The following is a 13,352-nucleotide window of genomic DNA, read 5'->3' as shown; positions in this document are numbered from 1 at the left end:
GTTCGAATTACCATGGTGGTTGCCGGTGTGAATTGTATAACCGTTTTAACCTGACCTGAGCTAAAGGCAAGCTATACCCGATGTAACAATGATTCAGCCGATCTCGCGTAAGGCATCAACGACCTGCTCGATCTCTTCGTCAGTCCCAACAGTGATTCTGAGTCCGTCCAGAACACCCTCTTCCAGTGAAAACTTCATATAGCGCACCAGAATTTTGCGACGTTTCAATTCCTGATAGCGACGTTCATGTTCGCCATCGGGGTGAGTACACCAGACAAAATTCGTCTGACTGTCGACTGCTTCAAATCCGAGATCTCTAAGTTGTTCAATCAGCTGATGGCGCGTCGTTCGAATCCGATTCGTATTGGCCTGCATCCAGTCCTGATCTTTGAGTGCCGCGGTTGCAGCTGCCAGAGAAAGTGTGTTGCAGTTATAACTGTCTTTGACCTTTCGCATGCCGCGAATCAGTTCGGGATGCGCGACGGCAAAGCCGAAGCGAATGCCTGCCAGACTGTATGATTTACTCAAAGTTCGAGTGACCACAATCTTTTCACCGAAGCCGGCTTTCAACAGTTCACACCGGTGTGGTCTGTCACAAAAATCACCGTAGGCTTCATCCAGCACCAGAACTCCCTCCGTGGGAATCAATGCCAGAAGATCTTCATCGGGCCAGCGATTTCCGGAAGGTGCATTCGGATTGGGTACAAACAGAATTTTACTCCTGGCTGCAACTTCCAATGCATCAGCAACAGGCCAGTTCCAGTCTGGCTGAAGTTGGATTTTCTGAAAACGGGCTCCCTGAATTTCTGCCAGAGTTTCATACAATGTGTAACTGGGATAAGGCGCAGAAACCATTTCATTCGGTTCCACAAACGTCCGCATCAGGATCGTTAAAATTTCATCACTGCCATTGCCGGGCAGAATCCAGTCCGGATCGACCTGAAACAATTCGGATGCGACTTTTCGAAATTCTGTCGCAAGCGGATCGGGATAAATATTCAAACGCCCTTCGAGGGCCTTCTGTACTGCCTCTTTCACATACGGCGAGGGAGGGTAGGCATTCTCATTTGTATTGAGTTTGACCCAGCCAGATTCCTGAGGCTGCTCGCCTGGAGTATAACCTTCCATCTGTTGAACTTGAGTACGAAACAGACTCATATTGTTGATCTCTATAAAAGCAAAAAAGTTGGCCCGTCTGAGTATTCATCGGAATTCCCGATAAGAACCTGAAACAAGACAAGTTAATCCAGACAAGAGTTCTCGAAAAAAGTGAAGTTCGTTTATAAAATTTCGAACTACAGGAAAACCCCTGCAAACGTAGCGTCTACCACTTGCCTTAGACATTAAACAGGAAGTGACAGATATCGCCGTCCTTCATAATATATTCTTTCCCTTCGACGCGAAGTTTGCCGGCTTCTCGGATCGCTTTTTCGGACTTATATTCTTCCAGGTCAGCTACCGAATAAATTTCTGCGCGAATAAATCCACGTTCAAAATCAGAGTGAATGACTCCCGCGGCTTGAGGGCCAGTCGCCCCGATAGGGATGGTCCAGGCACGGATTTCGATTTTGCCGGCCGTAAAATAACTCTGCAACCCGAGGGTGTGGTATGCTGCACGGGCGACAACGGCCAGTGCCGGTTCTTCCAGTCCAACGCTCTCGAGCATTTCCTTGCGATCGGCTTCATCCAGTTCGGCGATCTCAGCTTCCAGTCGACCGCAGACTGGAACCACATCTCCCCCTTCTTGAGCGGCACGTTCCCGGACCCGTTGCACCAGTTCCCCCTCGCCGAGAACATCATCTTCATCGACATTTGCCAGATACAGGACCGGCTTGGCTGTCAGAAACTGATACCCTTTGAAAATTTTCTGCTGGTCTGGATTATCAAACGTCAGCCCGCGCAGAGGTTGTTCCTGTGACAATCTTTCCGCACACGCCTCAAGCACAACCAACCGTGACTTCGCTTCTGCATTTCCTGACCGGGCTGTTTTGGCGGCTTTGACTTTCGCAGACTCAACAGTCTGCATGTCTGCCAGCATTAACTCAATATCAATCGTTTCAATATCACTGATCGGATCGACTTTGCCTTCGACGTGGATCACATCGCTGTCTTCAAAACAACGAACCACATGCAGGATGGCATCGACATTGCGAATATGGGAGAGAAATTTGTTCCCCAGCCCTTCCCCTTCCGATGCGCCACGGACAATACCGGCAATGTCCACCAGCCTTAAAATGGCCGGGATGACTTTGTCCGTCGGAATATAATCATGAATAATATCCAGCCTTGGATCTGGTACGTTGACAATTCCCACATTGGGTTCAATCGTACAGAAGGGATAGTTTTCACTAGCAATTCCTGCCGCGGTTAAGGCATTAAATAACGTCGATTTACCTACATTTGGCAGGCCAACAATACCAGCTTCCATAGCTCTTTTCAGTAATTAAAAAATGGTGATGTAATGAGAGCCCTGTGTAACATGAACTTTTTCCGGGGAGGCTCCCCCCTGATTCCGGTTCATCATAGCGTAGTCAGGAATCAAAAGGAATTGATCGAAACTCCCGTTCTCCCTGCTTTTTCTTTCCGATTATACGGAATAGAAGGCATGTTCAACGAACCCCGCCCCTGGAACAGAGGTATAAATCTAAGACATGTTAAAATATTGCTACCTTTCCCTGAGGTGGCCAGTTAAACTGGAATTTGGATATTTATGCAAAAATCGATTTATATCTGAATCACTCCAAAGCCCTAAACACTACGACGAGCAGGTTATGCGATCCATTTTGTACCTTATGACTTTCCTCTTGATTTTTCTGGTCACCTCACCAGAATCTTACGCAGACACCAAGTCTGCTGCGAAACCGAATATTATTCTGGTCATTACTGACGACCAGGGGTATGGAGATATCGCCGCACATGGTAACAGGGTCATCAAAACGCCTAATCTGGATCGTCTCTATCAAAAGAGTTTGCGGTTAACGAATTTTCATGTTGATCCAACCTGTGCCCCGACTCGGTCTGCATTGATGACAGGACGGTACTCAACTCGAACGGGTGTCTGGCATACCATTATGGGACGTTCCCTGATGGATACCAACGAAGTCACACTGGCAGAAATTTTTAAAAGCAACGGTTACCGGACCGGTCTCTTTGGAAAATGGCATCTGGGCGATAATTATCCATTGCGACCCCAGGACCAGGGCTTTGAGACCGTTGTGCAACATGGGGGCGGCGGCGTAGGACAAACTCCCGATGACTGGCAAAACGATTACTTTGACGATACCTATCTCCGCTCGGGTAAACCAGAAAAGTTTCAGGGTTATTGTACGGATATCTGGTTTGATGAAGCGTGGAAGTTTATCGAAGAAGACAAATCAAAACCCTTTTTTGCTTACATCTCAACTAATGCGCCACATGGCCCTTATCTGGTAGATAAAAAATACAGCGATCCTTACGCTGCCCAAAACGTGACCGGGAATATGGCGCCCTTTTATGGGATGATTACTAACATCGACGAAAACATGGGACGGTTATTGCAACATTTAAAGGAATCGGGCCTCGAAGAGAATACGATCCTGATCTTCATGACCGACAATGGCACCGCCGCCGGCGTGCAACGTCCTAAGAAAAACGACCTCTCCAAAAAACAACAACGCCGACTCGCCAAAGGAAAGCCAGTAAAAATTGATAACTGGCCCGGGTATAACGCAGGCATGCGGGGGACCAAAGGATCAGAATATGACGGAGGCCATCGCGTTCCCTGTTATATTCATTGGCCTGCAGGAAAGCTCACTGGGGGACGGGACATCAACCAGTTAACGGCCCACATTGATTTGCTCCCTACACTGGCAGAACTATGTAACCTGACTGTTTCCAGTGAATTAAAACTGGACGGCACCAGTCTGGTTCCAATTCTAAATGGGAAAAAAGAAGAGCTGCGAAAACGTACATTGATCGTGCACTCTCAGCGAATTGAAACGCCCGAAAAATGGCGAAAATCATCCGTCATGACCGATCGCTGGCGACTGGTTAATGAGAAAGAACTTTATGACATTCAGGCAGATCCGGGACAAATCAAAAATGTCGCAGCCGAGTACCCCGGCGTTGTCAAATACCTGACTGCTGAATATGAGAAATGGTGGGACAGTCTTACTCCGCAGTTCAATCGCTACGTAGCAATTGGTCTTGGCGCGCAGGCTGAAAACCCTGCACATCTGACCTGCCACGACTGGCACGCACCCATCGAACAAGTGCCGTGGAACCACAAGTTGATCGCCAAAAATCTGATTGCCAATGGCTTCTGGATCATTGATGTGACACAGCCGGGCACCTATGAAATTACACTTCGCTCTCGCCCGGAATCAGCACACCACCCACTGAAGAAAGGGGTCGCCCGTATTCAAATCGGTGATCAGAAACAGGAACAAAAGGTAGCAGAGGGAGACCTGTCGACAACTTTCACGGTTGAGCTGACGAAAGGTCAGAAAAAACTGCAGACCTGGCTCGATGAAGGAAACGGCGTTTCGCGCGGTGCTTTCTTTGTTGAAATTTTTCGGAAAGAATAGTCTGGAGAATCGGCTTCTTTGAACCGCTTCACCCTAAGGAAGCCTGTTCGATCCCCACTCGGGCCTGAATGCGTTCGGACTGTATCAACTGCTGTAGCCGGCGTTGATTTTCTTCCAGTTGATCACGCGAATTTTCCGGATGCCATAAATGAAACACGGGCGCAGCAAACCGGGCATCCTGATGATAAACGCCATTTCGAATCAACCGCAGGACTAAATCAGAATCCTCCATGCCCCAACCAGTGTAATCTTCATCAAACCCATTGACGGACAAAAGATCCTCTTTCCAGACAGACAGGTTACATGTTTTGGCGCCTTCCCATGCTTTCGCCAGACGTCGCCGATACCAGCGTCCCAAGGGAATTTTGAATAGCGGCAGCAGCCGGTTAATCTGTTTGCGACGGCGGGCCTGAAACCAATGTATTCGATTCCAGGTATGAATGGGGACCTTTTCCTGAAGTACTTCCTGCGAAAATTTCTGAGATAGTAATACTCGATTGCCTGAGAGAAACCAGCCATGCTCGGCCAGTCGCAGATGCTGCTGGAGAAACCAGGGTGCGGGAATGCAATCGCCGTCGGTGAAGACAATATACTCTGCTTCCGAATTCTGGATTGCCCGATTCCGAATGGCTCCTGCACGAAACCCTTCATCTGCATGCCAGACATGCTTAACGGGAAACGGTGCCTGATCTCGAAATGTATCAATGACGGTTCGCGTTTCCTCTGTTGATCCATCGTCGGCAATAATCAACTCATCGGGAGGACGCTGTTGCGAGAGATAGCCTGCCAGCACGACTTCCAATGCAGTCGGCCAGTTGTAAGTCGTAATAATGACAGCGAGTCCGGCCATGAATCGATTAGACTTCTTTCTGATTCTCGCGATTGATGACCATCAGTTTCAAATACCGATAATACGTTCCTTCGGCATTCGATACCGCCAGCATAAATCCTTCCTTGCCATCCAGAAAACCGGCACGAAAGAAATAGGTTCGGAGAAACGTCCACAAACCATGCAGAATCGCTTTACTCAAACCTGCTGACTGATACTCTTCGGCCATCATTTTTGCACCGGCGGTTGAGTATGAATTCATCGTGTTTAAGACCTGTTCGATGGTCAATAACGACTCATGAATGATCGGTTCTTTTAATTTTCCGGTTTTGCCTTCCACGATGATTCGTTCGTGAACCAGATCATCACTGAAATATGCTTTCCCTCTTCGAAACAATCGCACCACACGATCCGGCCACCAGCCACTATGCTTCATGTAGCGACCACAGTAATTCGAACGCCGCGGCATGGAATAGGCATCATACCGCTTCGGCATCTGGATCACACGTTTGATTTCCGTTTGCAGATCGTACGAAATTCGCTCGTCCGCATCGATGGAAAGCACCCACTCTTTGGTAGCGTATTCGAGAGCCCTGTTTTTCTGCGGCCCGAAACCAGGCCAGTCTGTCTGATAGACTTTGCCTGTATATTCTTTACAAATCTCAACTGTCTGATCAGTGCTGCCGGAATCTAATACTATGATTTCATCCGCCCAGACCACCGATGCCAGGCAATCCCGGATGGATGATTCTTCGTTCTTGACAATGACAATAATCGATAACGACATAGAGTTGACTTTTATACTACCTTCTGAATTCGCTGCACCTAACAGGAAAGTCGAACAATATTCAAGATTGTCAACCGCGCGCGATCCTGTTAAAAGAGGATACTTGATTGATGCATACTATTATGATCCACTGCCCTTTTTCCATAAAGATTGCCAAGAGTTTGGCAGGATTCTGCCGTTCCGAAAAGGGCAATTGACAAAATCATGAAAAGCCCCGGTGAAATTGTCTGATTTTCATTGCGAAGAAGATACTCGCTTCAAATTGTTCAATGACAGTGCCACTTATACGACAATTCGCTGTCTTAAAGAAGAAGACTTACGTTCCGTATGGCTGATTGATATTTCCGGACGTGGCTTGACAACCCTGAAACGCTGGCCGATCTCTTGGAAACTCCGCTGGAAATCACTTTTCAGACAGTCCCAGCCTCAACGTCAGCTTACCGGTGCCTGGAAATTATTGACAGCAGGCATTAACACACCACAACCGGTGACTCCCGTTTATCGTTCCGGTGAGTTTTTCCAGTTGGAGATGCCATTTATCGAAGGGACTACCGCTTTTGATCTAATAAAATCTGGCGCAGATAACTCACACGCCGAACGATGTTTGATTGCCAGAGAATTAGGAAACATTGTTCGGAAAATCGCATTGTCTCATTTACGACATCGCGATTTAAAACTGGAAAATGTGGTCGTCAAACCAGCCAGTCAAGTTCAGCCCAAACCAACTCTCTGGCTCATTGATCCTGTTGGAATCCGTACTTGCCTGTCCTCACTCGATGCCATTGTTTATATGCTGGATCGTCTGGCCATTCAACCAATTCATGAACAAGTCCCGCTGCCGATTTCACTTCAAATCATTTGTATACGGTCTGCAGTAACTTCAATCTCTCGAAAACAAAGAAAGCTGGTTTTTCGGAAACTGAAACAACAGTTACTGAAATCAACCCAAGGGACTGCTGTCACCGAATGATTGATCTTGCTCCTATTGCCTAAAAGAAATAAAAACACCCTTTGTGAGTTTCCTTTTCCAACCCTCTTTCGTCTTTCCCTATAGGACAAACTTTCCTCAGGCCTGACATGAGTTCATTCGCACAGAATCCGCTGTTTTCCAAATCACCTCAGGTCGAAGAAGCATCTGGCGCTCTCTGGCTTAAACGAGCCTTGATTCTTTGGGTGGTACTGTGGATCGCTGTAAGCGTGAAATTTGTTGTCCAGCCAGAGAAAAAATCGGTATACCCCTGCTTTGCTGATTCTTCAATTAACTGGTGGGCCGATCGCAGTCTGTACGATAATGAATCCCAAAGTACGGGCTTTCGATACAGCCCGACCTTTGCACTGGCTTTTTCTCCATTCGCCATGCTCCCGGCCACCTTGGGTGGTATTCTCTGGTCGGCACTGAATATCGCTTTGCTGGTTTTTGCGCTGCGAATATTAGTCAATGAAATTTTCCCGGGGGATTGGACGAAGTTCCAGGAGGCCTGTTTCCTGATGCTTAGTCTGGCAGGTTGCGCACGGGCCATCTGGTCGGCTCAAAGCAATTCTCTGGTTTTCGCATTAGCAGTGTTTGCGGTTGTCTCTCTGAAAAAAGAACGTTGGTGGGCAGCCGCTTTCCTGCTTGCTGCTGCTGTCCATATAAAGCTTTGGCCTGCCGCTCTGGCATTACTGTTAATGGCTCGTTTTCCCAGACAGCTCGGAGTGCGATTTGCTGCCGCTGGCGCGATTCTAGTCATACCTCCCTTTTTAACACGCCCTTTACCTGTTGTGCTTCAACAATACCAGGACTGGTATGCGTTACTCACGGGACCTTATAGAACCCTTAGACAAGCAGGATTGCGTGATGCCTACACAATCGCCAAACACTTTGGAACGTATGTGGATGATCGCGTTTATACCATACTACAATTGGGATTAGCTGGTCTGGCTTTAGTATGGTGTCTAAGACTCGTTCAAATCACGCATTCTAACAATACCTATTTTACAGGCGTACTCACGACTTGGGTTTGCTGGCAATTGCTGGCTGGCCCTGGAACTGAAAGGCTGACATTTCTGCTTGCCGCCCCAATTGCAAGTTGGGCGCTCATCGTCAGCTTTAAGGAACGCTGCTATCCATCATTAGCGGCGATCGCCTGGCTCATGCTGATCCCCCTGGGTACAGGAGGTGTCGAACGACTGCTCTTGCCAGTAGCCTCATGGTCTCCTGCCATTTTGCCGTTGGGAATCATTCCACTCATGGCCTGGCAGATTGTTTATATTGAGAGTCATGCAGATCAAAGTTTGACGGCTCAAGAAATCAAACACAGAGACATTTTACAGCATCAGGGGTCTCCCTGGGCTGCCTGAGTTAGCTTCAGGCCGCTTTTTTGTTCTGCTGCTGATCCAAGAGAGAAAGGACCGCCCGAAAGACTTGGTCTGAACGGAGATCTTTCATACAACGATGATGCCCTAAAGGACACACCCGTTGCTGACAAGGCCCGCAGTCCAGATCCAGCTGCAAATGCAGACTACGATCATAAAATGTCTCACTCCACAAAATATGAGTGGGACCAAACAGAGTCACAACGGGTACCTGAAATGGAGCCGCAAAATGCCGTGGACCGGAATCGGTTGTGACCAGTAACTCGGCCTGTTGAATCGCTGCTTTTGTCAGTCCTAAATGTAGTGGTTCCGCTGCTAGAGATGTCACCAACGGATGATTGGCCTGCTCGACAATCTGCAGGGCCTCGTTTTTTTCGGCTGGGCCACAAACGACTAACACCGACCGACCTAATTCGTTTGCAATTCGCTCAGCCAGTTCCCCAAAATGAGCGACGGGCCAATGCTTGGCACCTCCGAATGCACCACCTGGATTCAAACAGACCAAAGGTCGACTCTTAAAATCGGTAGACTGTTTGTCCAGAAACGATTTCCAACGTTGCCGATCTGCATCGGTCACTGCCAGTTCCATCGTTCGCGATAGTGGCAAAGAGACTCTCGCATTAGCTTGATCTTCTTCAACCAAAAAGGTGGCAATACGCAGATATTCGTCGATCGCAGGATGAGGAGTCTGCTTATCCCCGGCTGGAAGTGCATCGGTTAATAACCAACGACGCCCGTCGCGATTAATCCCGACCCGCCGTGGAATCCCTGCTAAAAACGAGAGCCAGGCACTGCGAAATGAATTGGGAAAGAGAATCGATAGATCAAATCGCTCACGTCTGAGCTGCTGTAATAGTCCTAATCGGGAGATTAGTTTTTGACCATTTTGTAGGGAAATTGTACGATCAACCAAGTCTAAACCGTCTAAGGCATCAGCGACATAAGGCCTCTGAATCGTCACAATTTCCGCATCAGGAAACTGTTGACGAATCGCCTTCAGAGCTGGTGTCGCCATCACAGCATCACCTATCCAATTTGGTAAAAACACTGCAATTTTCATCCGGCTTTTCGCTTCGGAGGCTCGATGGGAGAATTGGATAAAGGCCTAGCAGACTCAGTTTCCTGATGATTCTTACGAATGATTCCAAGAACCTGAGTTGTAGAAATACCAGGAGTGATACCAAGGGCTTTGACTTCGCCGCCATAAGTTTCAACTATCTCCCAGCCAACGATTTCTTCTTTTTCGTACGTCCCCCCTTTGACCAGTAAATCTGGTTTGAGTTCCTGAAGTAGCTCACATGGGGTTGTTTCATCAAAAATCACAACGTAATCGATACCTTCTAAAGCGGCTAACATCGATGCTCTATGTGTCTGACCAAAAATTGGACGATCGGGACCTTTATTTAAGGTTCGGACACTGTCGTCACTATTGACGGCAACGATCAGGCAATCTCCTTCTGCGGCTGCCTGCTCCAGATAGGAAACATGTCCGACATGCATGACGTCAAAACACCCATTCGTGAGCACAACTTTCTGCCCTAGCTTTTGACGGGCTTTTACATGCCGCTGCAATTCTTCCAATGGCAGTATTTTTTCGCTTGTGACTCGCGATCCCATCAGGAGGTCGGCCAGCATCTCCTCACGACTGATTGTGACGACACCTATCTGTTCTACTTCCAGACCACCGGCTACATTTGCCAGACGCGCCAGATCTGCAGGAGCAATTCCTGCTGCACTCCCGACACCAATCGTAGCCAGCACCATGTCACCAGCACCAGTAATGTCATATACTTCGCGCTTACGTGTCGGTAAAAGTTCCGTAGTACCATCTGACTGGATTAACGCAATACCATCACTGTCAAGTGTGACAAACACATACTCCAGATTCAGGTCATGACATAATTTTTTGCCAGCGCGAAATGCATCGTCTTTTGATTTCACTTCAAAGCCAACGGCCCGCGATGTTTCCAGTCGATTGGGGGTAATCGCCGTCGCACCAGAATAAATCTGGTATTCACGACCGGGGCAAGGATCAACGATCACGGGAACTCCAACTCGTTTCGCTTCTTCCAAGACTGTGGCTAAGATTTGGGGAGTGCAAACTCCTTTCGCATAATCGCTAACCAAGATGGCCTGATGCTCTGGAATCATTGGCAAAATGATATTGAGTAATGTATCCATTGTTATCTGATCAAGGGGTGTATTCACTTCGCGATCCACACGAAGAATCTGATGTGGGTGTCTCTGTTGAGCGCGCCCCATAAACCTTTGTTTGACAGTAGTCGGGCGGCTGGCATCAGCAACGATCGCTGTGCAATCAATGCCTTTCTCAACGAGCGCATCTCTGACGACGGCTCCATCCATATCGGTGCCGGTCACCCCTGCCATTGTGACTTCCGTTTCAAGCCCGATTAGCATGTTGGCAACATTCGCTGCCCCTCCCAACCGAACCTCTTGAGTATCTTCTCGCAACAGAATCACTGGCGCTTCCTGACTGATCCTTTCTGCGTTTCCCCAGGTATATCGGTCCAGAATCAAATCACCCAGTACCAGAATTTTGGGATGACCTAATTTTTGAATTGTGTTGATTAAATGGTAGGACATAAATCGGGCGTTTCAGATGTTGTTATAAATCCAGTTCAGTTAATGTGATCTGTAAACATCACAGGCTGCGGAATCATCATCAGAACCTAAGTTTGAGTCAATGCCGATTTTGTCAACTTGGGAAACATAGTACCAATGGGGGCTAAATTTTCAGGATTGGATGTTGATGCTTTGGATCTCAATTAAATATTCACCAAAACACGATACAAATAGCCGATAAATGGGGTTTATTTCCTAAACTGCAACTCTAACAACAGCTCTTTGACCGCTGTCATAGGAATTTCATCCCGTTCGATCGCTTTTGAAGAACTGATGAATACAGGTGCTTCGGCCTCCTCTTTCCCCGGTGTCGGTAACCGACCATGACTGCCTTTAACCAGGCTCGCGTCCAGACTGGTCAAATCCATATAATATCGAAAACCCAGTTTTTTCTGAGCCAATCTGCGTGCGATTCGCAATTTGGGAAACCGAATCTGAGGGTCAACGAAAAGCTCTACCGGGTCATATCCTGGCTTACGATGAATATCTACGGTCCGTGCATAATCGGGAGCCACGCGATCATCCAGCCAGAAATAATAAGTAAACCAGGCTCCTGGCGCTGCCACAACAACAAGCTCTCCAGCCCGATGATGATCGATTCCAAATTCAGCTTGCTGACTCCGATCAAGCACCATTTCGATGCCATCGACTTTTTTAAGTAAAGATTTAACGTCAGAAATTTGCGCAGGATTTTCAATATAAACATGCGCGAGTTGATGATCGGCAACAGCAAAGGCAGCAGAGGCACCACAATCAAGAGTCTCCCAGCCCAAGGCCTCTTTTCTGACTTGTAAATAACCGTGTTCCCGTAAAATACGATTAATGTGAATGGGTTTTGAAACATCGGTAATAGCATACTCAGAGAGTACGACGACTTCGGCCCCACCGTTTTGTGCGACGTCAATTAAGCGTCCCGCTTCACGATCTATGTCTCTAATTTCCTGACCAATAGCAGAATCACTTACTCCCAGACGCTGCAGGTTATAGTCGAGGTGTGGTAAGTAAACCAAGCTCAAGTCTGGTTTCTTGTCTTGAAATACTTTGATTGAGGCTTCTACGATCCAGCGTGAACTGGAGATATCCGCACCAGGTCCCCAGAAGCGTAAAAGTGGAAAGACACCCAGCTCTGACTGCAGTTCATCCTTCAGACTTTCTGGTTGACTATAAGAATCAAAGACTTTTCGTCCATCCGCCGGGTAGCTGGGGCGTGGAGTTACTGACCAGTCAACGGGAGCATACATATTGTACCACCAAAACATTTTTGCGGTGGTGTAGTCAGGTTTTCTTCGTTTTGCTGCCTCGTAGACACGCTCCCCATGGACAAGCTTATTTGACTGCTTCCAAAACATCACTTCAGCAAGCTCTCGGAAATACCAACCATTGGCGACGACCCCATGATCCCGAGGCATAAGTCCCGTGAGCAAAGTCGACTGTGCAGCACATGTAACAGCAGGCAAGATGGTTCCCATGGGCTTGGAAAATCCCTGATTTGCCAGATGTATCAAATTGGGAGTTTGATTTCCCAGCATTTCATGGGTGAGCCCCACAATATTAATCACCACTAACGGTTTGACCATACAGCGTTCATCCCCATAAGTTTTTTATAATATATAACTTACATCTTTTTATGAGAGACAAGTTTTAACCCGTCACAAACGAAAAGGGAAGTTGGATCACTAGATGGTTCATACACGAAAAACATCCAGTTTTTTTTAAGAGATCACCGAAATAGACAGTTAGATTCTGCAAAATGGAACGTCCCCCCGTGGACTAGAGAATCTCTCAAAAACAAATATACATGCGTCAAAAAACAGCTAAAAAACCTCGTTCAGACACGACAGTTTAATAGCTTTGTTATCAAGTCAAAATCTTTTATTTTAACTCATCCTGTTTCCAAGTAGTACTTTAAGCTCAATGCAATTCGTTAGAGTTTTCTATTGTTTCTGCAACCTAAGATAACTTAACAAATGTTTTTAAAGAGATAACCCTTTATCTGAGTGGATTTATATTGACTACTCACATTCACTATTTTAGCTTATTTAACATTCATGTAATAATTGGGATAATCGATATTATCAAAAAGGTTTGATTCTGCATTTGTAATAATTTGTAAGAAATTCGATAATCTTTGTGGCCAATCTAAATTTCTAGAATCCCGATCTACGATTCTCGT

Annotated in this window: 10 protein-coding genes; 3 read left to right on the top strand and 7 right to left on the bottom strand. The window is 47.1% G+C overall.

The genetic code is table 11. The features are described 5' to 3' along the window. Nucleotides 1–93: 93 nt before the first annotated feature. A complete protein-coding gene (hisC, locus tag Enr17x_RS03875) occupies nucleotides 94–1,158 on the bottom strand; it encodes a histidinol-phosphate transaminase (RefSeq protein WP_145306064.1) in 1,065 nt (354 codons plus the stop codon). A gap of 178 nt (nucleotides 1,159–1,336) precedes the next feature. Beyond that, nucleotides 1,337–2,428 carry a redox-regulated ATPase YchF gene (gene ychF, locus Enr17x_RS03870; RefSeq protein WP_145306062.1) on the bottom strand — a complete coding sequence of 364 codons (1,092 nt, stop codon included), beginning with the start codon at nucleotides 2,426–2,428 and terminating at the stop codon, nucleotides 1,337–1,339. 343 nt (nucleotides 2,429–2,771) lie between these two features. Here ychF and Enr17x_RS03865 point away from each other — a divergent pair, with 343 nt between their 5' ends. Beyond that, nucleotides 2,772–4,565, top strand: a complete 1,794-nt coding sequence (locus Enr17x_RS03865; RefSeq protein ID WP_145306045.1) for an arylsulfatase — start codon at nucleotides 2,772–2,774, stop codon at nucleotides 4,563–4,565. A gap of 28 nt (nucleotides 4,566–4,593) precedes the next feature. Here the strand turns inward: Enr17x_RS03865 and Enr17x_RS03860 are convergent, their stop codons facing one another. Next, nucleotides 4,594–5,415, bottom strand: a complete 822-nt coding sequence (locus Enr17x_RS03860; protein WP_145306043.1) for a glycosyltransferase family 2 protein — start codon at nucleotides 5,413–5,415, stop codon at nucleotides 4,594–4,596. 7 nt (nucleotides 5,416–5,422) lie between these two features. Beyond that, nucleotides 5,423–6,181, bottom strand: coding sequence for a glycosyltransferase family 2 protein (locus Enr17x_RS03855; RefSeq protein WP_145306041.1), 759 nt, complete (start codon nucleotides 6,179–6,181; stop codon nucleotides 5,423–5,425). A 217-nt stretch (nucleotides 6,182–6,398) separates the two neighbouring features. Here Enr17x_RS03855 and Enr17x_RS03850 point away from each other — a divergent pair, with 217 nt between their 5' ends. Together Enr17x_RS03850 and Enr17x_RS03845 are read left to right on the top strand one after the other, a co-directional pair. Further along, complete coding sequence (locus Enr17x_RS03850) at nucleotides 6,399–7,151, top strand: BUD32 family EKC/KEOPS complex subunit (protein ID WP_145306039.1); 753 nt, start codon at nucleotides 6,399–6,401, stop codon at nucleotides 7,149–7,151. A 107-nt stretch (nucleotides 7,152–7,258) separates the two neighbouring features. Continuing rightward, the gene (locus Enr17x_RS03845) at nucleotides 7,259–8,521 is read left to right on the top strand and encodes a glycosyltransferase family 87 protein (RefSeq protein ID WP_145306037.1); all 1,263 of its coding nucleotides are present in this window, start codon (nucleotides 7,259–7,261) and stop codon (nucleotides 8,519–8,521) included. 7 nt (nucleotides 8,522–8,528) lie between these two features. Here Enr17x_RS03845 and waaF read toward each other — a convergent pair whose 3' ends face one another. The 3 genes from waaF to Enr17x_RS03830 form a co-directional block, all read right to left on the bottom strand. Next, nucleotides 8,529–9,596 carry a lipopolysaccharide heptosyltransferase II gene (gene waaF, locus Enr17x_RS03840; protein ID WP_145306035.1) on the bottom strand — a complete coding sequence of 356 codons (1,068 nt, stop codon included), beginning with the start codon at nucleotides 9,594–9,596 and terminating at the stop codon, nucleotides 8,529–8,531. Continuing rightward, nucleotides 9,593–11,140: a PfkB family carbohydrate kinase gene (locus tag Enr17x_RS03835; protein ID WP_145306033.1), complete on the bottom strand. Its 1,548-nt coding sequence runs from the start codon at nucleotides 11,138–11,140 to the stop codon at nucleotides 9,593–9,595. Before Enr17x_RS03835 ends, waaF begins: the two co-directional genes overlap by 4 nt. A 227-nt stretch (nucleotides 11,141–11,367) precedes the next feature. Continuing rightward, on the bottom strand, nucleotides 11,368–12,756 hold the full coding sequence (locus tag Enr17x_RS03830; RefSeq protein ID WP_145306031.1) for an alkaline phosphatase family protein: 1,389 nt from the start codon (nucleotides 12,754–12,756) through the stop codon (nucleotides 11,368–11,370). Nucleotides 12,757–13,352 lie beyond the last annotated feature (596 nt).

Source organism: Gimesia fumaroli, assembly GCF_007754425.1.
Classification (GTDB): Bacteria; Planctomycetota; Planctomycetia; order Planctomycetales; family Planctomycetaceae; genus Gimesia; species Gimesia fumaroli.
Note: the sequence above shows the minus strand (reverse complement) of the source record. Positions and strands in the feature narration are given on the sequence as shown.